16 protein-coding genes are annotated in these 21,671 nt (G+C 43.5%); 13 read left to right on the top strand and 3 right to left on the bottom strand.

Features of this window, described 5'->3' with window-relative positions; genetic code table 11:
* Positions 1–149: 149 nt before the first annotated feature.
* Positions 150–1,016 carry a hypothetical protein gene (locus R7Q39_RS29275; protein ID WP_225478113.1) on the bottom strand — a complete coding sequence of 289 codons (867 nt, stop codon included), beginning with the start codon at positions 1,014–1,016 and terminating at the stop codon, positions 150–152.
* An 18-nt stretch (positions 1,017–1,034) separates the two neighbouring features.
* Entirely contained in the window at positions 1,035–3,431 is a 2,397-nt protein-coding gene (locus R7Q39_RS29270; protein ID WP_225478114.1) for an Ig-like domain-containing protein, read from the bottom strand.
* 277 nt (positions 3,432–3,708) lie between these two features.
* Here R7Q39_RS29270 and R7Q39_RS29265 point away from each other — a divergent pair, with 277 nt between their 5' ends.
* The 13 genes from R7Q39_RS29265 (at position 3,709) to R7Q39_RS29205 (ending at position 20,955) form a co-directional block, all read left to right on the top strand.
* Positions 3,709–4,023, top strand: coding sequence for a hypothetical protein (locus tag R7Q39_RS29265; RefSeq protein ID WP_225478115.1), 315 nt, complete (start codon positions 3,709–3,711; stop codon positions 4,021–4,023).
* Positions 4,024–4,040: 17 nt separating this feature from the next.
* On the top strand, positions 4,041–4,868 hold the full coding sequence (locus R7Q39_RS29260; RefSeq protein ID WP_225478116.1) for a thioredoxin fold domain-containing protein: 828 nt from the start codon (positions 4,041–4,043) through the stop codon (positions 4,866–4,868).
* Between the two features lie 84 nt (positions 4,869–4,952).
* Complete coding sequence (locus R7Q39_RS29255; protein WP_225478117.1) at positions 4,953–5,468, top strand: hypothetical protein; 516 nt, start codon at positions 4,953–4,955, stop codon at positions 5,466–5,468.
* 81 nt (positions 5,469–5,549) lie between these two features.
* On the top strand, positions 5,550–5,999 hold the full coding sequence (locus R7Q39_RS29250; protein WP_225478118.1) for a hypothetical protein: 450 nt from the start codon (positions 5,550–5,552) through the stop codon (positions 5,997–5,999).
* 3 nt (positions 6,000–6,002) lie between these two features.
* Complete coding sequence (locus R7Q39_RS29245; RefSeq protein ID WP_225478119.1) at positions 6,003–6,386, top strand: TraR/DksA family transcriptional regulator; 384 nt, start codon at positions 6,003–6,005, stop codon at positions 6,384–6,386.
* A 39-nt stretch (positions 6,387–6,425) separates the two neighbouring features.
* A complete protein-coding gene (locus R7Q39_RS29240; RefSeq protein WP_053409870.1) occupies positions 6,426–6,734 on the top strand; it encodes an HU family DNA-binding protein in 309 nt (102 codons plus the stop codon).
* A 193-nt stretch (positions 6,735–6,927) separates the two neighbouring features.
* On the top strand, positions 6,928–11,142 hold the full coding sequence (locus R7Q39_RS29235) for an Ig-like domain-containing protein (RefSeq protein WP_225478120.1): 4,215 nt from the start codon (positions 6,928–6,930) through the stop codon (positions 11,140–11,142).
* A gap of 387 nt (positions 11,143–11,529) precedes the next feature.
* A complete protein-coding gene (locus tag R7Q39_RS29230; RefSeq protein WP_264923215.1) occupies positions 11,530–12,066 on the top strand; it encodes a S26 family signal peptidase in 537 nt (178 codons plus the stop codon).
* A complete protein-coding gene (locus R7Q39_RS29225; RefSeq protein ID WP_225478122.1) occupies positions 12,053–13,417 on the top strand; it encodes a TrbC family F-type conjugative pilus assembly protein in 1,365 nt (454 codons plus the stop codon). The genes R7Q39_RS29230 and R7Q39_RS29225 overlap by 14 nt, the downstream gene beginning before the upstream one ends.
* A 29-nt stretch (positions 13,418–13,446) precedes the next feature.
* Entirely contained in the window at positions 13,447–13,584 is a 138-nt protein-coding gene (locus R7Q39_RS29220) for a hypothetical protein (protein ID WP_157052370.1), read from the top strand.
* A 2-nt stretch (positions 13,585–13,586) separates the two neighbouring features.
* Entirely contained in the window at positions 13,587–14,672 is a 1,086-nt protein-coding gene (locus R7Q39_RS29215; protein ID WP_225478123.1) for a TraU family protein, read from the top strand.
* 182 nt (positions 14,673–14,854) lie between these two features.
* Positions 14,855–19,180, top strand: a complete 4,326-nt coding sequence (traN, locus tag R7Q39_RS29210; protein WP_225478124.1) for a conjugal transfer protein TraN — start codon at positions 14,855–14,857, stop codon at positions 19,178–19,180.
* 236 nt (positions 19,181–19,416) lie between these two features.
* Positions 19,417–20,955, top strand: a complete 1,539-nt coding sequence (locus R7Q39_RS29205; protein ID WP_225478125.1) for a Fic family protein — start codon at positions 19,417–19,419, stop codon at positions 20,953–20,955.
* Between the two features lie 52 nt (positions 20,956–21,007).
* Here R7Q39_RS29205 and R7Q39_RS29200 read toward each other — a convergent pair.
* The coding region (locus R7Q39_RS29200; RefSeq protein WP_318077180.1) for a hypothetical protein at positions 21,008–21,671 on the bottom strand (664 nt) is incomplete at its 5' end.

The following is a 21,671-nucleotide window of genomic DNA, read 5'->3' as shown; positions in this document are numbered from 1 at the left end:
GGCAAAGATACGCAGCATGAGCTGGGTCAACCACTTAAGAAATGAGCTTATGTGTCCAACCAGCGGGGTCCACTTCTCTTGTATTCTCCATTCACTAAGGGACTCTCAATGGAGTCCCTTACTATTTCTAATCACTATCAAATTTCGCACTATTCATTGGGCTTGTTGTCACTGAGTGATACAAAGTGAGTTTTGCCGATGTTTGGTATAATGAATGTGTGGTTATACACGTTAAATTCTAAGTTCTCTCCAACCATTTCTTGAAGCGCTTTTGCTTGCTCGTACTCAGAAGGGGCAACTAATAGCTCAATGTTGCCTGACTTTCTTTTTACGGTGATAACATTTGTTCCCTGGCCTCGATCGACGTCTACATCTAAAAGCTGTCCATTTATGACGTAACTGTTTTGTTTCGAAACATAGCTATCTACTAACTTGTCTATGTTCATTACAAAGACAGTGGTACAAATGAGTGCAATAGCTGTCTTGTTTGGGCTGTACCGCTTCAAACCCTTTTCTTTATTAAATATCACCAAGTTGGTTAGAAACGACTTGTTAAGCCAAAGTACTGTTGAAATAAGCACCCAAACAATCACGGCAGTAGCGGCTATCAGTAACGATTGATGCCCAATGAGTTCAATTATGGACAAGTCTTTTTGCAGGATAAAGGAAGCCGCGAAGATGCCATAAATTACTATTGAATGCTTGGTCAGCTTGTTTGTGCTGACTTTGTTTAACGTTGTTTTTGCAACATTAAGCTCAGGTTTTTCATCATCATTTGACGTTGTTTGTACCTTATCTACACGCTTTGAAATCATGCGTTTATAGATAGTAATTGCTAAATATACAGCTATGAATAGCGGCGATATTGTTGCTAGGAATGCTATCCAAAAGAAGAATAGTTTTAGTACTGGCAGGCTGTCCTGTAGCAGCTCGCCACTTCGAAAATATACAGGGAGTGTCAGAAGTGTCCCTAGTGTTAACCACGCATTTCTAGTTTTTCTGAACGTATCATTCATGAACGTGTTTCCTCGGCCTTAATCGTATTTACTTGTTAGCTCAGGCACCTCAAGCATAAAGGATGCAATGCCTTCTGAATTTGATGATGGATATATCGGCACATCGAGCTTTCCTCCTAAATCACCCAAGTCTAATTGAATACTTTTTGTTTGACCTGGAGATACCTCAACGCCTTCAACCATTAAGCCGAATGGAGCGTCAGAACGGAGTGTTACAAGAGCATCCTGCAAACCGGTTGCTAAGTTTCCAGAGTCAGTACGTAACTCTGATGATGTGACTCTAGCTAGTGGCTCACCCTGTCTGTTAAGCAGGTTTTTGCTAATGGCTAATGTTTTCAAATTCTCTAGTTTAATCCAGTTCTCAGGAGTGTATTGAAAGCTCGCAGTACCAGTACCTATGTTGTTGTATTCATCTTTAACTCGTACTGTCAGCGTGTAACTTTGTTGTTCCTGCAAAGCAGGGAAAATACGGGGTTGTTCGAGTTTCCATGTGTTTTGGCCAAGGTCAGTAATCGCAAGATAAACTAAATCCTCACTTGGTCCACCTGATAAGCTCGCGTCGAGAATAGTCATGGCTGTGTTGTCTATGGCGCTAACGGTGATGCCGTTAATACCTTGGATCATGTCACCAATAATGGCACCGTTATAAAGCAAAGTTACTGCTGGTGGGGTAGTGTCATTTGTGAATGATACAACGTCTTTTCTAGCGTAATTGTGGTGCTTCTCCATCACTACTGCTTCAACGGTGTATGAGCCTTCGGGTAAAGTGCTCAAATCAAATTGGTACTTATAGTTAGTGCCATTTTCCTCAGATAATATACGTTTGACAGAGAGTTTCTGACCATTCGATTCTAGATAGGCTTGAGTGATCCGGGTGTTATCAAAGTAATAGCCGCGGTTTGGTTGGTAAGCATAAACCGTAACGACCTTAGTATTCTTATCCCATTCCGTACTAGTGATTTCAGGGTGGTGAGTATCGTTCCAGTGAACACTTGCCCAGCCTGGAGCACCATACAAACTACCATCCAAGTTTTTGATTGAAGAACCACTATGTAGATTGCCGTAGGTGCCTGTATCTAAGAGTTTTGGTGGGTCGTAGGTGATAACACACTCCGTATCCCCAGCCGGCACAGTACATTTCCCCATATGCTCAAATACTTGGTCATAGTCTCTTGGTTCAACTATGATCTTTGCAGCCGTGACAGAAACTGGTAATTCCTCCGTGTACACTTCACGGCCCCAACTGCTCCAACCTATATCGGAATACTGATACTGGTTACCTTTACGAACGGGCTCTTTAGGCGCGGAATCATCAAGCTTTAAGTTGTAACTCACACCTTGAATAGACCAAGAGCGGCGGTCATGAAATCGCACATAGTTACCGTTTGTAAAACCATAAGGCCGCGTGAAAACAACATACACATACTGGTCATCGACATCATCGTAGATTGCTGAGTGCCCTACAGGAGTGATACCACCACGAACTAGGTTGGCGTAGTTAGATTTTGGTATCCGATACATAAAAGAAATAGGGTTCTCTTTGACAGTCATTGCCGCAACATAGGGCTCGTAACCTGCTTGGCCACCCACTACATTTGTAGAATCTGGGTCATGGATTGCGAAAAGCTGCGCGTTGCCTCCAACGGTATCAAAATACAGGTCTTGTTCTTTCGAATAAGCAATGTTGCCGGCCTTATCGACCACTTCAAACTGTAAGCTGTAAACAGTCTCCGCGTTGTCACCACTAGGAAACCACGATGATCCATTGCCTATATGAGCTTGCATGGCTTGAGGGTCAAAACTTGCGGCACCTTTTTTATAAACCTTTTCCCCAATCCTGGTGATCGCGTTTACTTCTGATACGCCAGAACTGTCATCGGCAATATCGGATACATAATATTTGTTTGTACTGTAATAGCCGGTATACCAAGTGTCTGCAGGCATGTTTATGCCATCTAGACCACCATAACTGGTTGCTTGTGGAGAACCGAGAGTAGGCGCGGTCGTGTCGATAACGATAGGGTAGGTGTTGGTTTGTATTATTTCACCAGATAGGTCCTTTATGTCAGCAACGAGCGAATAGGCTCCATCATTTGGCGCCGACAAAGTTAAGGTTTTACCGTAATAGTCACGTCCGATCGCAGTAATCCTGTCATTTACACCTATGACATTGCTTTCCGTAGAGCTAATTGTGTTTCCGCTGCTGTCTTCAATCCTTAAGGACAATTTGCGGTCAAGGCCACCAGATACAGAGAAGGTTATGTCTGTTGTCGGGTTGAAAAACTCATTAGCACTATCTAGCTCAACTAAAGAATTGTTTGTATCAATAAAAGATAAAGACAACACCTCGGCATTAGCAATGGCACTAAATAAAGTTAAAGGTATCAATGGCCATATGTACGTTATTTTCTTCACAGATCATGCCTCGAATAATTTCTGCCGATATTCTAGAGACATTAAAAAAATCATATGTTCATTAAGTAGCGGTAACTAGCAGTATTAAAACGCCATCATTAGTAATGGTAGTAGTTTTCGGGCGTTAGGATGGGTGAACACAAAATTGCTCCAGTTTGGTGCGTTGATTAAGTGCGGCTAAAAAGCCGGAGTAAATCGAAGTGTGGGTACTTGAAGATGCGTATAACTACACACTCAAACTTTTGAGTAAGTGATGCCAGTTCAAGAAGGAAACCCAATGATTATTCAGGAACAGACAAAATTGAGAGTAGAACCACTATTGGTTCTGGCTACTGAGCTAATTCAACTACGTAATGTTTCCAATTGGACAGAGGCAACCATCACTTCAAGTTCTAATTTTGGCATGATGTTGACGACTCTCTCATACAAAACGACCTCGGGCGAAACTATCGCGTTAGAGATCCCGACTGAATTCTGTGAGCGATTCAATGACTTCAAAAAATCGTTTAACCAACAGAGCCAAAATCAAATCAAACAAATACTACTCAAGGTGAAAGCCGCTGGTGGTGTTTACGAACTCCGTATGGAATGAATGAGGTCTTCAAAAAAATGGTAAGTAGCCGCAAATTATCAACATTACTAATCGCTGGAGCACTGTTAGGTGGGTTTTCTGCTCAAAGTATGGCAGCAATCAACTCCAATACAGATCAGCCTATTGCGACAGGGAGCTCATTGCAGGTAGCGCCACCACAACTGAAAAACCTCATTGACCAAGGTGTCATTGAAGTTATCGAAGTGTTCCAACATGATTCATTTACTGGGTGGCTAGTCAAAAACCAAGGCGAATACCATTTATATTGGGCAACTAAAGATAATTACGTTGTTGCTGGACCTCTAATTGATCAAAACGGTATCAACATAACTTCCAAGTATTTAGATGCGAAGAAGCCGGTTCCTGACTACAACAAAGTGTTCGAGAATTTTGAAAAAGAAGGTTGGTACTTTTCCACACACCCTAAAGGCAACAGCAAAGGTACGATGTATGTATTTATCGAACCATTCTGCGGTTGGTGCTCGAAACTGTTCAATGAAATTGAGCCTGCGATTCAAGATGGCTTAGAAGTTCGCTGGGTGCCTGTGTCGTTCCTGTCGGCTCAAAGCCCGGATGTGATTGAGTACATCACTAGCCAACCAGATCCTTATGCAGCTTTACAAGAGCATGAGCATATCCGCTCTCAACGTGCCCGTCCAAATACTAAGCCTGCAACCGTTAAAACTCGTGAACTAATAGAGAAAAACGGTGACTTCATGAAAGCGTTCGACATCGCGGGTACGCCGGGTATTGTCTATGTTCAAAATGGAAAGGCTAAGGTGGCTGGCTATATGAAACCTGCGCAAATGCAGGAATTCATAAAAATGATTGAAAGCCAAAAATAACCAATATGACCCGCTTTCTAGCGGGTCAAACATATCAACAAAGCAAATAACGCTAGTGGACGTAAAATCACTATGGGAGAAGGCATGAAGGCCTTGAAGGTTCAGTTATTAGGCATATTAGCCACTGTGTGTTTATTTAACTCCATGAGTGCATCTGCTCATGATACTACACCCAACAACGTAAGAGAGCTGACAACTGCCGAAGTAGAGCTCCTCGGGTCTGATATTGATAACAATGGTGTTCGAGATGACATCCAAGAGTATCTAGAAGGTCGTTACTCTGGGTACCCGATCATTCGTCATGAGATGGAAAGGTATTCAAAAGCAATTGATAAGCTGATGATCGGTAGAACAATCAAGGAGCGGTTGGAGGCATATCAAGAAATGGATTCAACCAAGTACTGTGCGTTTGGCTGGGGGTACACCGAAGATGAATTCACAGTGCATGTATCACAAATTTACGACATGCAAGTAAATACGCCGCAAAGAATACTGGCTGCCAGTCGCGCCGAGCGTTCAATGAGAGGGTTTGAACGCCCACAATATCGCACTAAACCTTACAAAGAATACTGCCATCAAGAAAAATCATCACAAAACTAAAAATTAGGGCTTGCACATTCAAAGTTTAGCGTTATAAATGTGGAAAGTCCTGATTAATAGGGTGGAAGCTTGGAATTCAAAATGATTGATACCGTCATAGCAAAGGGGATTAACCCAGATATGACGACCAACGTCCTTGTTTCCCCACTACCAGCAGAATTGAAGCAAAAAATCGTCGATTCTGGCTTATGTCTGCCTAATCGATGCTTCGATAACAGCTGGTCGATAGTGATGAATGATTTGTTCCCTGGTGCGGAATACGTTTTAGCCTTTGCTTGTCGAGTGCTTCCTGTTGAGCACTCGATCATTTGTGTTAATGGCAAATACTACGATCCGACATGGGAGCTGCATTTGGGAAATATAGGGACTAAATACGTAATGCTGGCTAAGTGGTCTAAGAAGGAGTTACCCGAAGTTGCCAAAAAAGCAAAAGGTCATGATGGGTATTTATATCCTCCAATGGTCCGATTTTTGGAAACTAGTCATCATTTTAACAAGTTATTTTTACGCTCAAATGTATGTAAGGTTTGAAAAATGCAAGTACACGATTTTCTGTCAGAACAACAATTAAATTGCATCCGAGAGAAGGTTTCCCAAGGGATTGCCAACATTCAAGAAAGACTAAGTTCAGAACAGAACACATGCTTGTCAGAAGGCGTGAGCATGCCTGACCCGACAGACCGAGCAACTCTTGAGACTGAACGTAGTTGTGGTGCAGCTTTACGCAATCGTGAAGAGAAACAATTGCTTAATCTACGTAAAGTACTCGGCCGTTTAACGCATAAACTGGATGAATTTGGCTTTTGTGAAAGCTGTGGAATAGAGATCGATTATGACCGCTTGCTGGGTGTTCCTACAGCTGTGAAGTGCATGGAGTGTCAGCGAATTGAAGAATACAAGAAAGGCCAAATGCATTAATCGCATTGCGATCAGCTAAATACAATGAAGGGTTATTAAATGACATTAACTAAGCGTGATTTAGGAAGAAGTCTCCAAGAGGTATTGCCCGTAGCGTCCCGCGAGGCAGAATCCTTGGTCACTGATATTTTTCAACAAATTAGTGATGAACTCCAGAATGGTAACGAAGTAAGTTTGCATGGTTTTGGCCAGTTCCGAATTCTTGAAAAAAATTCTCGTCCGGGGCGCAATCCAAAAACGGGTGAAGCTTGTGATATTTCAGCCCGTAAAGTCTGTGTTCTTAAACCTGGAACCCAACTGAAAATCTCAGCTAAAAATAATGCCAAGAAAATGGCTGTTTGCATGTAATTCTAGTTACAACCATTTCCCTCAATAACATCAAATAACGCCACTTTTTATTAAAAAGTGGCTACTTTCATGCGCCTTCAATTCGCCAAATCATGTTGATTAATTGCCCTTACAAAGTGGGTTTTATTCACCATGCGGCATAGTTCAATTCAGTAAAGTACTGTTGACTTTTAGCTCTTTAACTGGTGCTTACATGAAATCCACAAACATCAAAACCTTAGCGGTAGCAATACCCTTAGCTTTGTGGGCCAGTCACGCCGTTTCAAAATCGATTCTTGTAACAGGTTCGATTGAGGCGGTATCACCAAAAGTATCTTTACCCGTACTAGGGGACCAACAAGCTTACGTCAACCCTTTCCAAATGGTTGCAGAAGAAGCTGACGGTTCCGGTTGTCAACTTACGGGAGATCCTAGTGTGGCGAAAGCTGACCACGGGGATAGTTTAGTCTGTTTGTTTGAATGGACCGAGCTACCGTCGGGGATAACAGCTGCAGGGATGGCCGTAGATGGTTATCTGTTGAAGGAAGGTGCTAACCAGTTCGGTTACTCCATTTCATACTTCTCAGGTACAAATCTAGACAAAGTAGAAATTATATCAGATGCAATCAACGTAAACGCGGTTGCACCGATCGCCCCTGACTTCACCGGGGTTAAAACTACGTTAAGTCATGGAGCCTTTACTGGCCTCCAAGTGACTAACTACAACAAAGCGTCTGGAATTTCAAAAATCCAAGTTTCAGCAGAATCTAGAGACTACCGTCAAGTTGCGACTGTCGACGGGCTAGGTTCATGTATTATTGAAATTGGTAACACCGCCTGTGATATTAATGCCGGTTCAAGAAGCATTGGTGTTGAAGGGCAGGTTACTGGCCAGACAAAATACAGTCTAACGATTGACTCACTAAACGGCTATTTTGAATCTAAAAACAAAGTCGTGCCAGAAGACTACGTAATGAAATGGGACTACCGTACCCCAGAAGCGAAAGGTCTTTATATCCAAGCTCGTTCAAAAAGTAGCGCGACAACTGATAAGTATGACGTTGAAGGCGTTAGCGTAGTTGTTGAAAACGAACAAGCTAAGCTGATTGTTGATACACCACACTTTGGGTTATCCGGTAGTTGGTGGGTGCCATCCGCTAAACTTGAGTTAACACCAGACCCTGATTTTGAAGCTTTGATCCCGGTATTTACTGTGGACGGTTTGAACGTGGTCGAAACTCAGGAAATGGTATCTCAGCCGCAGGAGAACTTTGTCCTAAACGCAGTCGGTACGCCAGAGGTTCGTGACGGAAAGTATATCTTTACGTATGACCTTCACTCGGTTGCAGATGGTCAATTCCTTCCGATTGTCACGTTAACGGACCAATACGACAACAAGATGACGAAGCAATATCCATCAGTTACGTTAGACCGTAATCCACCTACAGTGCAGGTAATGTACAAAGGGCAGAACTTCATCAATGAAGGTGACGTCTACTTCTTTGAAAACATGGCCATCATCGCGTTGGATACTTTCGATGGCGGTGCTGAGATTGTTTCGGCTAAAGTGAATGGTATTTCATTAGAGTTGAAGGGCGATAGTAAGTACATTAAATATCCACAAGCAGCCTCGTTGAACCTTACTCCTGCTAAAGAGTATCCGTTTGAAGTGACTGTTAAAGATACTGCCGGTAACTACTATACCCAGTCATTCATCGTTAACTACATGCCAATGGACTACTCATTGGATGGATCTGATCTTGATTACTACAAGAAAGTTCAAAGATTGGACTTGGAAGTTGACCAGATAAAAGGTAACACGTGTGCTCTTTATAGCTCAGAAGAAGAGCTGCATGAGCGTGACTTCCGTTATGGTGAATCAATTCGTTGTTGGTTGGAGTGGACTAACTTGCCACCTGGCACTGCCGGCTCATATATCCGCGGCATTCATTCTTTGACAGGTAGCTTTACCATGTCATCTGATGAAATGACCAACGAAGTGGGTTATCGAGTATGGATGTACGATAGCAATGGCAACCATTCGCTAGCTGCAGAAGAAAGTGCGGTAATCAACGTTGGCGAAGTGGATCCACCAGCACTTACAGTGAAGCAGGATAAAGTGATCAGCGAAAACCTTTTCCCTGTAGAACTGGACGGTAGCCGTTTCACTACAGCGATTGCTAAAGGTGTGAATGCTGACCTGCAACTCGTCGTTAATGATGGTTCAGAAGAAACTACGACTCTTGCGGTTCAACGTAACGGCCGTACTACAAGTGTTTCTGCTTATGACACGCTTGAGGTACCAGCAGGTAAATTGTGGGCGAGAAAGCAATTCAATGTTAACGCTAAGTACTCTTTGGACTCATCTAAGAGCACAAAAGTTGACCTAGAAACTGTTTATGTTCCATCGCGTCGTATTCGTAGCCGTATTTCTACAGATGATCTGAGAACGTTGGACACAGTTAATTCAACTGTAACGATGAAGCTTGGTATCTACGACAGTGATAGCCGTGACTTTGTATACAACAAAGAAACAATGGGTGATTGGAAAGTCTACCTTGCTATTGAACGTCGTGATAAAGAAACACGTGAGACTTACTACGATAAGATTACTGATGTTAAAGACTTCTCTGGCCAATCAGTTACTTTTGACCTTGATGTTAGCGATGTTGGTTATGGTTCATACCGTTTTATCGGTGTTGCTGAACTGCAATCACCAGTTGATGGTTACACTCGTACAGTACTTTCAAACTCAGCGTTCTATCGAGTCCTTAAAGGTGGCCCGATTGATGGTGAAATTAAGACGTACCGTATTGCGGCGCCAGTGCCTTTCACCGCGTCTGTAACGTACCAACCAGAAGAACGTGAAGACCGTGAAGCGATGGGTGACATCACTTGGGAAATGTCTGTAGATGGAACCAATGACTGGAAAGTCATTGATGAATACCAAGGTTCACCACGTCTACGTCAGGTAATTGATAAAGCGGCACACTACTTTGTGCGTGCAACTGTGAAGAACAAGCTTTCAGGCGCTATCAGTCGAACCGATACACTTGAAATCCTGGGCTATGAAGTTCCAGATCTTAAGTCAGATGGTCCGATAGCTCTGTATGAGGGTGAGAAAGGGACAGTAACGCTTTATGACAATGGTGAGTTGGCTAACGAGCTTAAAGGTAAGATCGAATGGTCATTCGATGGTGATAACTGGGAAGAGGGCGGCAATACTTTAGACATCGTTGGTACAGGCGATCGTATGAAGATTTGGAGCCGTATGTCTTACTTCAATAATGAATTGGCAGAAGATAAGCGTTACGACGTTTACCGACGTCAAATATCAGTGAAGAAGCCAAAACCAGTTCGTATCTCAATTCAACAACCTCGGATTGTTGAAGCGGGTGTACCGGTTGAATTGAATGCTGTAGTTCGGTTGGCCACAAGTCAACTTAAATCAGAAGTGGTGAATCAGTGGATTCTACCTGATGGTACTATTGTTGATGGAACTAAGCTGACTTACACCCCAACTGAATCGGATGCTGCACTTGGGCATACTGACATTACGTTCGTCTCTTGGGTTAAACAGCTTAAGGATGATACTTATGCTACTAAAGACTTGAGCATCCGTACTTGGAAGTATGAATTCCCTGAGTATCGATTTGATGTGAACTACCGAACTCGCTATGCACCAGTAAGTGCAACAGCAATTGCTCGTAAGCTTGAAAGTCAACCAGTAGCTGTTGAGTATACCTATAACTTCTTGAAGTTTGATGGTATGGAAGTCGACCGCCAATCAAATGAGCGTTTGTACTTCTCAGCAACGAAACCTGGCTTACACCAGCTGACTGTTGTTATCTCGGACGATCGCGGTAACTCGAAAGAGATTACTGAAATCATGGAGGTTCTTGAGCCACCTGAAACTAAGATCGAACTGACAGCTAACTACAGTACTGAGTTTATGCGTGACCCGTTAGATGCGTCGATTCGAGCTCGCGTAGAACTAGGCCATCCTGATGATCGTGTAGATACCTATGAATGGTACCTAGATGATGTATTACTCGATGACCAAACTTCTACAAGGGCATATATCGAGGGTATGACCGAAGGCAAACACCAAGTCAAAGTTAAAGTAACTTCTGAGTTTGGTATTGTTCAAGAGCAGCTACTTGATGTTGAAGTCGCACCAAACAAGGCGCCGGTATGTAATATCACATACAAGCAGTACAGTAGTACGATCGCGGTTCAATCAGGTTGTGTTGACCCTGATGGTGATATGGCAACGCATAACTGGTTTGTTGATGGTGAACTGGTGCACGTCCATGCAGATAACCTCTCTGTAGCGGGGCGTCCTGGTAAGTCGATCCACTTCCGAGTTGTTGGTTACGATGATAGTGGTGATAAGTCTGAGGCCACTTTGGTAGTTACACCAAACTAATCAGGCATAAATAGAAAAGGGCATCGATTCGATGCCCTTTTTATTGCCTGCTAAATACGAAAAAAGCCGGGCAAAGCCCAGCTCATTCGGAGGGAACCACCCCTCGTGATTATGTCGGAGGACACAATCGGTGGGGACAACCAAATCCCCGATTTGCAACACTGTGGAGGAGTCGCAAAACTTTTAATTCTTTTCGCCCATACTGCCGGGCTGATGTTTGTAATATCCCATAGTGAAAACGTTCCGCAAGCATTTTTTTAAGAAATTTACCCGATTGGTTAAAAACTAACTGACTTTGATTTACTTGGCCTAGATAGGTGCACTTAATCGCCACGGTGGATGTGGGTGAGTGACAGAATCAATGCCATTAATTCATGGGTGTTGAAGATGTCGGAACAGTCAGCAGTTATTCCAATAACAGGAAAACTAACAAGCAAACGTAAAGAGCGGATATTCAAACCGCTATTAACGGGCGTTCTTTGCACGGCTGCAGTAATGGGATTCAGTTCTCGATATACCTTGTTACCGCCAGTTAGTGATTATCCATGTATACCTGGTCGACTATTTATCATGGATAGATCTGATCAGAATGTTGGGGTAGGTGACCTTGTTACCTTTAGGTCCAAAGATACAGTGTTATTCCCTGATGGAACTCTCTTCACCAAAATTACCGTAGGCGCGCCGGGCGATACAGTCATTGTGAATCGCAATGAAGTTTTTAACGGACGTCACAACTACCACTCAGATGTTAGTGTCACCGCTGATTATCTAAAAGTTACCCTCGACTCATTATCCCGAGAAGAACATCTCACAAGTGGAAAACTTTTCGCGCTCGGAACCTTGCCTGGATCACTTGATTCAAGATTTTGGGGAACCGTGGATATAGCTAGTCAGGTGGTTGGAAAATCATATGTCATTTTTTAGAAAGAAACTGGGCGCGGGAATACTCTTGGGCCTCACCGCTAGTTCGTCATTCGCTGCGCCGACGCTGACAACAGAAGACATGGCCACATTTGAGCAAAATAAAAAGCTCATTCAACAGTCGAAAAAGATGGACGCACCGAGCTGGCTGCGTCAATACGATGCAAGTGCTCCCGTAGAGAGTGCACCGGAAGGTGTAAAACGATGGATACCTGCAGCGCAACAGATTGGTGATGATAGTCATTCATTCATCGAGAAAACTATCCAAGACACCTATAAGGTAGTGGATAAAAGTAAGATCCGTACTATCGACATGAAGCCTCGCCCAGATAGCCCATTGAAAGAAGGTGAAGAGCTGTATTACTTCGTATCTTTCTCCCAACCGGTATCTGAAATTAAAGACATCCTGAAAACCGCTTCGGAAGTTGATGCTCGCGTGATTCTTCGCGGCATGCGTCCAGAAGACAAGATGGTTAACCAAACGGCCGCGGCGATGTATGGCATTGCCAAGGAGTTTCGTCCAACGCCTAAAGTATCCATTGATCCACGACTTCATAAAGTGTTTGGCATTACCCAAGCGCCGGCAATGGTGTACCGCAATAGTAAAGACAATCATATCGTTTCAGTTAACGGCGTTGCTTCGTTGGATTGGTTCTTAGAAAAGGCGCGAGATAGTAAAAAGACTGAAAATCTAGGGGTAGTCTCCACTACTTACGACATCACCGAACGCGATGTAATCGAAGAGATTCAAGAGCGTGTTGCAGCAGTAGACTGGGATGCTAAACGTCGCAAAGCAATGAATCGCTATATTCAAAATCTCCCTGACTTCCTCATACCGACAGCTCAAGAAGATGCCATTTATAAGATTGACCCTCGAGTCCAGTTCCATAAAGACGTTAAGGCGAAAGATGGCACGTTGTTGGCGACCAAAGGGCAGGTTGTAAACCCAATTGACCATTTTCCCGGTATGAGCCTGACCTTGTATATCTTTGATGGATTAAGTGAGCAGCAGCGCGCACTCGTCCATGAAGAGATTAAAAACGGTTATGGAAAGATCGGCCTGATGACTTCTCGAATCGATAAAGAAGAAGGTTTTAAGTTCATCAGTGATTTGAGTAAAGAATACAAGCAACAAGTTTACATGCTTCAAGAACGCATGATTAATCGATTCCAGATAAAAAAACTGCCGGTACAAATTTATTTAGGTAACGGTGAAATCGTTGTTAGAGAGTATGGCGTTAGGGCTCAGGAAGACGCCCTTATGAAACAACGAATGAAAGCTGGGATAGAGCCAAATACGGTCACTGTGACGGGTACTGAGGTAGTAGAAACACCCTCAGTAGTAACTAAGTAAAAGAATAAATGAGAAATTAGGGAAACGACATGAGATTTTTATTAACAGTAGGTGTGTCTTTTGTAGGTGGTGTTTACTTTACTTTAGCGAACCCAAGTCTTGGCCGAACAATTACCTCATATGCAGACATTGTGATAGCTCAAGCAAGTGCTTTATTAGGTGGCTAACGATGTCCTTAATAAGAAAAGCAAAGCGGTTTCTGGCCCAGTTGGTTCTCGCTACATCCATTTTTTGCACGGTAGCCTCACCAGCACTAGCCGAAGAGGGGGCATCATTTCTTAGTGATGCCGCTTGCCCGGACACAAAATACTTCAATAACTTGATCAATAAGTTCTGTTGGAGCTGTACATTGCCATTTAACTTGATGGGGTTCTCTTCTGAACCGCCAGATGGTGCGAATACTGATGCCATGTGTTATTGCCAAGATGAACTTGGTGTACCAGAGCTGGGATTTAGTGTGGGCTATTGGGCGCCCGAACAGATTATAGAAATCACAACGACGCCTTGGTGTAGTCCTACCCTTGGAGGAACAATGGTACAGGACGACCTAACCAGCATGGGAACGACCGGGGGAGGGAAAAAAGCCGATAGGACAACGATGGCCACGTTCCATTACAATTACTTCGCCAACCCCGTATTTAAAATGCTGTCGATGTTCATGATTCCTGAGTGTGACAAAGACCCTGGCATAGTCGACCTTGATCTTTTATACATGTCGATGCTCGATATTACGTGGTACGACGATATGTTGGCAATGGTATTTAACGCGGATGCAACGGCATTTGCAAATCCCGTAGCTCAGGCAGTTTGTATGAAAGATTGTGCTGTGTTGACGGCTACGTCAGACCCGTCAGATCAAAACTGGTTCTGTGCTGGTTGTGAAGGAAATATGTATCCATTCACTGGTAACGTTACGACAGATAACAACCCAATCCGTACTAGTAGCTTGATTGTTACGAGGGCACTAGCGTCAATGCACCGTAGGGGGCTCGCTCGGACTACCTATGGCGAAGATGCGATGTGTGAAAACGTGTATAGCCCGATGATTCCAAAACCCATGTATAAGGTCAGTATGGCTTGGCCAGTGGCCGAGGTGGACAGTTTGGGGAACCAGATTACAGACTCTTGCTGTCATCCTCTTGGAGATTTTTGGATGAAGTGGGGCTTAGGGCGTATGGCTGCTGGCGGGGGGAAAGATAATACATTTGTGTACAATATCTTCCGCTACAACGATTGTTGTGTACGGTACTACTAACCCTCTAATGAATGCGATGTTTGACATCGCATTTTTTTTAGAAAAATCCTATATGGAATTGTATTTTGTATGCTGCTTACGCATTCAATAAGTCCATCTAGTTAGGGGCACTTAATTGAAATGCGTGACCCCAAAACCTGACAGACTCCATTGATAAAATTTTATCTGGAGTCACCATCCTCGTGTTCAAAAAATCCTTATCAATGGTGCTGGTGGTAACGTACTTAACGAACCTTATGTCTGCAGCGTATGTTGGCATATTGATCGGAATGTTGACGGCTTCCACTCCAAGTTTTGCAGCACTGTCGCTAGATACGCCTATACAAATGGATTACAGCTGTCCATCTGGTTACACGCTGACTGGCGGTAAATGTATCAAGAAAGAAGTCCGTTCTATAAGAGAATCTTGCGCTTCTGGCTACAGTCGCTCTGGAGACAGTTGTATTAGAAACGAGTCGACATCGGCCACAGTTATTTGTGCAACAGGTTTTACTTTTGATACCGCTCAGTTTCCTAACCAATGTTCAATGCTTGCTGGCCGGGATAGTGTGGAAGAAGGCAGTTGCTCAGATCGATTTGAAGGAACTACTCGAGTTGGGACAGCATGTTATTACGTGGAAGCACCGGAAGAAATTAAATGCCCGGCCGATGCTGCGAACGCTACTCCCACAACAGTGAATATGAGCTGTAGTAGTGGAGCTCAAATCATTGGTGAATGTAATAGCAGTGGTACTGCGTACACAACACCAGATATGCGTTGGAAGTTAAACGCACCAGCATTTATGTGTTCTCGCACATTGTATAAAGGTGTAGAAAAAGCATGTGATAGTGGTTTTTCTATGGAAGGCGATGCGTGTACGCGTACTTTGTCCACGGTTCCTAGTTCTTCTTGTAAAGCGGGATACTATCAGAAAGGTAATCAGTGTTTCCCTGGTGAAGCAGAAGAAACCTGCGGGGCAGGTACAACCATGCGTTATGGTGTGTGCGTTTCACCGAGCGGCGAACTATCGTGTCCTAGCGGTCAGTATTTAGAAGCTGGTTCAAACCTATGTGTTAAAAATCGGACTGACTCAAACCCCGCGACATTCGATGACAATGATTTTAGCTATTTCTTCAATCAAGGCTCTGAATTAGGACGAAACACAGCAAGCACCATCTCTATGCCATCTATAAGTGGATCCGGTGGCACAAGTGGTATCAACGTAAGTGCTGAATTCATGGATAACGAAACCAAGCTATCTAATGAAGATTTGTTTAAAGCTATTTCTAGTGGCGGTGTCGATACAAACAATGGATTCTCAGCGCCAGATGGTACTTACCAAGACGAAGAAGCTCAGAGTCAATTCATCCGCGGTCAAATCAGTAGTAATCAAGAATTTTTGGATTCATCTGGCGAAGTAGAAGGTGATTCGAGTGAGGAAGTAGTCGATAACACTAACCACTCAGCATTAGCGTATGGCGCTTTGATGGATGCCCGTAATCAGAACCCTGCACGTAAACTCAGCCGTGACTCGGCAATGTTCCAAGTTAGCCGAAATACGGTAACTGATGCATTTACAGGGCAGGGGGCATATTTCGGTGACTGTAGCGCGGAGAGTACTACATATCAGGAACTAGACCCGACCAAAATTATTACTAACCGTGCAACTTGCATGAAGCCAAACAAAAACAATCAATCAGGTTGTATCGTTGACCGCAAGTTATTGAAGCCGACCTTAAATATTATTGAAGGTGCAGATAATGCCAGTCTATCAATGTGTGGTGAGGATTGTGTAAGGCTTACTCTAGGTAAAGAAGGGGATGACTACCTTCACCAAACAGGTTCGTGTGGTATCTACAAAGAGAAAATAGCGATTTCTCTTGTAAAAGGTAATGCTGTAAAAAAAGCAACCGTGTTGACGGGTAGTTATGACGACCAATTCCGTCTGAAAGCCGATGGTGAGATGTTCTATAACGGTGTTCACATGGGCTTCCCGACGGAAGATGGTTTCCCAACAACAGCTACTGGATGTGAACAAAACACAAGCCGTACCGTACCGAGATTTGATGCGACTAAAGCATTCCAAGATGCATTCGCAGACGATGACCGCATTGAATTCGACTATCAAGTTGGTGTGGGCGGTGATGGTGAAGCCTATGCAGTTGTTGAACTTATCTTTGAAGATCCGGTTCGTACACACTGGGAAGAGCGATTCGACTATTTTCCAGAAGGCTGTAATGAGCGTTTAGAAGAGCCCGATAGCTACTGCACATCTGGCCCATTCCAATGTGATGATGAAGTTGAATGGACAATTATCGATTTAGGTACCTGGGGAACCGAAGATTCAAATGGTAAATGGGAAACCACAAATGATAAAAATACTGTTAAACAAACGATCAATGGTAACCCGACCAGCTATCTCTCTGAATATTCCTATGAGTTGAACTCGTTTAAAGGCTACATCAAAGTAAATACTGACGAAGACGATGACTATATTGGTTTCGTCTTTGGAGTACCTGAAAAGGGAGCGGATCTCACAGATCCTGACAATAGTTATTTTGTTGTTTCATGGAAACAAGGGAATCAAGAAGGCGCGGCAAAAGGACTGGTATTGGCCAAAGTTACAGGGCCAATGGGTGTAATACCGAAAAAACATCAATTATCCAAGGATGATGGAACATATGAAGTATTAGCGACTAATTTGGGTACCGGTTGGGCAGACAAAAAAGAATACGAGTTTCAACTCGATATTGAGCCTGAGCATTTTACTCTGTCAATCAATGACAAGGTATGGATTGACACTGATGGAGAGTTTCATAGTGGTCGTGTAGGTTTCTACAACAGTTCACAAAGTGATGTTAGCTACTCCCAAGTTAAGCAACTGTATCCTGCAGGCCTTGGTCGTGATGCGAAATACTTGTTTGCTCCACTATGGGACGGCGCGGCGAAATTCCCAGTATGTATGTCAGCACACCGCGAAGACTACGTTTGTGATCCGCTAAAAGGCAAGTCACTTTCTATGAATGGCGGTAGCTTCTCATTTAGTGACATTATCCATCTCGATGACGGTTGCGCTGTTTACGACGAAGACGATTCGTGTGACGCGGTATCTCAAGAGTGTGTCGAAGGCTGGTTAGATGAAGAATCAGGTACCTGCTATGCATGGAACGTAACTTACGAATGTCAGGATACGAGCAACGCAGTTATAACTAAAACTCGTTCAAATAATACGTGTTTAACAGAGCAGAACTGTATTGATGGTTCATGTACAGTACGTGCTGATGAAACCAATCAAGACTTTACTAATGCATTAACCACTTACGCGACCATGAATGAGATTGGTTCTACAAAAGAATGTTCGGATCCAAGTGATGTAACATCATGTGAAGTGTTCAGCGGTGAAGCACGTTGGTGTGGATGGGACCAGCTCAAAGTCAACGACTGTTGTGAGCAACCGTCTGGGGTAAATACGCTGAACGTATTTAAGCTAGGGCAGAACCTTTACACGGTTACTGGATACATGGCATCTGCAGAAGGTGCCTTCGGCGGCACGGCGATTCAAACTGGTCTTGAAGCTGCCGGCCAAGCAGTTGAGGGGGCATGGGATACTCTATCAAGTAAGGCAGTAGATGTAGGTAAAAGTGTTTGGAATACAGTTTCTAGTAAGTTAACAGGGGCGGTCGGTAATACTGCTGGTAATACTTCTGCTAACCTAGTCTCAAACACTGGTAGTGTAATTGGTAACTTCTCGAGTTCAGTAACCACGGCGTTATCAAACTTTAAAAATACCCTGATGCAGAAAATTTATGACATGCTTCCTGAAACATTGCAGAACGCGATTAACTCAGCCGCAACGTCAATAGGTGGTAGTGGTGCCGCTGCAACAGGGGCAACCGCAATGAACACAATTGCCACGTCAGTAATGAACGTGATCAGCTTCATTGGTTGGGTATATGCAGTCTATCAATTGGCAAAACTGGCATACACAATGTTGACGGCATGTACCGAAGAAGAAGAAGACATGGGAGTTCAATTACTCGGTAAGAAATGTTTTAAAACTCACCATGAAGACTGTGACAAAGTATTCGGTGTTTGTACTAATCGTGCAAAAGATTTCCATTGTTGTTATGAAAGCGTAATTAGTCGAATCATCATGGAACAAGCCATTGTACAACTTGGATGGAGCGCTAAATCGTTTAGAAACGAAATGGGTTGTCGAGGGCTAAAGATCTCTGAGCTCAGCAAAGTGAACTTTTCAAAAATTGACTTCACTGAATGGGTAGAAATGATGGCCGAGTCAAATGAACTGCCAATAGATAAATCAATGGAAGATATAACCGGCGGGAACATTTCTAACGGATTTGGCCGATCAGATGCTCTCGAACGTAACCAAGAACGTTCAGTCGATAATGCCTGGGTTCAACGTCGAGAAGAGATGGAAGAGGCTGATGTAGGAAATAATGTAGATTGTACAACGCGGCCAAGACCGAAGAGTTGTGAGCAAGGTGCGTTCACTCCGAATCAGTAAATAGAAAAACAAGGCGGCCCTCGGGTCGCCTTTTTAATACGTAACTGAAAGTAATGTAAGTTAACAACTAAGAGTAATTTGAATGCATAAGTGAAAGTAACCCATACGCGTAACTGAAAGGAAAATAAATGCGTAAGTGAAAGTAATGTAGTTGCGTAACTAAGAGTAATTTAAATGCGTAACTGGGAGTGATATACTTTTAGCACTCACTGATAATTTAAAAGATGGACACAGTTATGGCTAAAACCGGTAATGAAAAACTTGCAGAGGCGTTAAGAGAGGCGTCTGCAGTTCGAGCGGGGAACATCGTTAATAGTAGTAATCTTAAGCCTACAACGCGAACCTTATTGGTGTCCGAAGGGTATCTAAAACAAATAGTTCGAGGTTGGTATCTGTTCGATGCAGACATTACAGTACAGAAAGCTGGTGAGTCAGCTCTGTGGTACCAATCCATTTGGCAGTTCGTTGGCCAATACCTGCAAGAAGCATACGGTGACGATTACTGGCTAAACCCGGAAGCATCCATCGATATTCATACGGCAAACAACTCTTTGCCAAAACAGCTAGTAGTATTTACCAGTGAGGGGGCAACAAAAAATATTGTATTGCCAAACGACATGAGTCTTATGGTGATAAAGAAATCTGGTAAGCCTACTCACATCACTGAATACCAAGGTGTACGGGTGCTTACACTTGAGTTCGCGTTGGCCGGGTTAGCTCCCACAATTTACAGGTCTAATCCTTTGGCTGTGCAAATCGCACTTGGACAATCTGACGTTAATGCAGTTGCAGACAGTTTACTCGTTACTAAGAACGTTCAATCGGCCAATAGATTGATTGGTGCGTATCTCGAGATTGGTCGTAAAGCTGACTCTCGAAACCTTACAAACATTATTACTGCTGCTGGGCTATCACCAATTAAGGGTGAGAACCCTTTTGAAGTGCCGGTCATTAAAATTGGTAATAAACGTCAAGAATCTGCGGCGGCTGTGCGCGTTCGTTTGCTATGGCAAAAGCTGCGTGAAGATGTAGAGCGGGTGTTTACCGATAAGGCATCTACTGACTTCTTTAAGAGCACTCTCAATGAACTGCTAGATTCAATGGATAAGGTATACGTATCGGATGCTTATCACTCGCTGTCCATCGAAGGATATGTTGTTACCGAAGAACTGATTAACCGTGTAGCAAATGGCGAGTGGGATTCAGAACACATAGCCGCAGACAAGCAACAAAGAGATGCACTGGCAGCGCGAGGTTATTATGAAGCATTCCAAGCATTACGAGGGTTGATTCAAGAGGCGCACGAGGAAGGAGCAGAGGACTTAGATCTGGAGTACCTTATCGATGTCAGCATAACTCAAATCTATACCTCTTTGTTTAAGCCTTGTGTTACGGCTGGCATCATTAATGAGCGTGATCTTGCTGGCTACAGAAAGGGGCCGATCATGATTAGGACATCACGCCATATGCCACCACAAAGTGAACATCTCATGGACTGTATGGACGCGCTAAAAGAGCTTATTGTGGGTGAGCCTAATTTTGTTGTAAAAGCTGTTTTAGGGCATTTCTTCTTGGGATACGTACACCCATTTCCAGATGGGAACGGACGTACTAGCCGATTTCTAATGAATTTCATGTTTCTTCTTGGTGGTTATCGTTGGACGGTGGTGCCAGTAACGGAAAGAACTGCATATCTTGACGCATTAGAAAGCGCATCGATCGATTGTGATGTGGTGCCATTTGCTAAATTTCTACACAATGTGATGCCTGACTGATCAAAAAAGGCGACCCGAATGTCGGTCGCCTTTTATCAATGTGTTTAGAGTTCTATTTCTGAACTTTCACAAAGAAGTTAGGAACACCTTTGCGAATTACAAATGGAGTATCTTGGCTTACTAAAGGCTTATCCGATGGAGAAAAACGGTTAAGGTGTTCTGCTTTGTAGCTCATTGCTGGTACGTAAGCTGAAACCATGTTTGTTTCGATAAATGGTAGGAATGTAGCCGTGTTCAGTAGTCCATCTGTCAAACGCACAATAATGTATCGATCAGCTTTTACGTCAGGGTTAAATGGAATACCTGATTCTTTAGTCGCATAGCGAACTACATCAACTGAATATTTAGGGAATAGGTTGCATTCACCATATTTAGCATCGCCGTGCATTACAGGCCAGCATGCACCACCTTTAACACGGTATGAGCCATCTTTGTAGCTAACAAACTCTGTTGGGTGTTCCATTTGCTTATTGAAATCAGAAGCAATGAACATATCCGCAGCAGGCTTTAAATAGTTAGTCTTTAAGTAATCATCAAGAGCCGCTTTGTTGGTAATATCAATGTTATCGGCAGGGATCCAAGCAATAATTTGAATAAAATCGGCTTGTACGTTACCACCAGCGTTGATGATCGCAGCCATACCAAGACCGCCCAAGGCGCCTATGCCACCACCAGCAAGAAAACCTAATCCAGCACTTGCACCATAGCCTACTTTG

It is taken from the genome of Vibrio sp. 947 (assembly GCF_033339115.1).
GTDB lineage: Bacteria > Pseudomonadota > Gammaproteobacteria > Enterobacterales > Vibrionaceae > Vibrio > Vibrio alginolyticus.
This window is presented reverse-complemented; position numbering and strand designations above follow the sequence as displayed.

What these genes read in the sequence shown, in the direction of transcription:
- R7Q39_RS29275 (WP_225478113.1), bottom strand. Translation starts at nt 1,016, where the DNA reads ATGAATGATACGTTCAGAAAAACTAGAAATGCGTGGTTAACACTAGGG.
- R7Q39_RS29265 (WP_225478115.1), top strand. Translation starts at nt 3,709, where the DNA reads ATGATTATTCAGGAACAGACAAAATTGAGAGTAGAACCACTATTGGTT.
- R7Q39_RS29260 (WP_225478116.1), top strand. Translation starts at nt 4,041, where the DNA reads ATGGTAAGTAGCCGCAAATTATCAACATTACTAATCGCTGGAGCACTG.
- R7Q39_RS29255 (WP_225478117.1), top strand. Translation starts at nt 4,953, where the DNA reads ATGAAGGCCTTGAAGGTTCAGTTATTAGGCATATTAGCCACTGTGTGT.
- R7Q39_RS29250 (WP_225478118.1), top strand. Translation starts at nt 5,550, where the DNA reads ATGATTGATACCGTCATAGCAAAGGGGATTAACCCAGATATGACGACC.
- R7Q39_RS29245 (WP_225478119.1), top strand. Translation starts at nt 6,003, where the DNA reads ATGCAAGTACACGATTTTCTGTCAGAACAACAATTAAATTGCATCCGA.
- R7Q39_RS29240 (WP_053409870.1), top strand. Translation starts at nt 6,426, where the DNA reads ATGACATTAACTAAGCGTGATTTAGGAAGAAGTCTCCAAGAGGTATTG.
- R7Q39_RS29235 (WP_225478120.1), top strand. Translation starts at nt 6,928, where the DNA reads ATGAAATCCACAAACATCAAAACCTTAGCGGTAGCAATACCCTTAGCT.
- R7Q39_RS29230 (WP_264923215.1), top strand. Translation starts at nt 11,530, where the DNA reads ATGTCGGAACAGTCAGCAGTTATTCCAATAACAGGAAAACTAACAAGC.
- R7Q39_RS29225 (WP_225478122.1), top strand. Translation starts at nt 12,053, where the DNA reads ATGTCATTTTTTAGAAAGAAACTGGGCGCGGGAATACTCTTGGGCCTC.
- R7Q39_RS29220 (WP_157052370.1), top strand. Translation starts at nt 13,447, where the DNA reads ATGAGATTTTTATTAACAGTAGGTGTGTCTTTTGTAGGTGGTGTTTAC.
- R7Q39_RS29215 (WP_225478123.1), top strand. Translation starts at nt 13,587, where the DNA reads ATGTCCTTAATAAGAAAAGCAAAGCGGTTTCTGGCCCAGTTGGTTCTC.
- R7Q39_RS29205 (WP_225478125.1), top strand. Translation starts at nt 19,417, where the DNA reads ATGGCTAAAACCGGTAATGAAAAACTTGCAGAGGCGTTAAGAGAGGCG.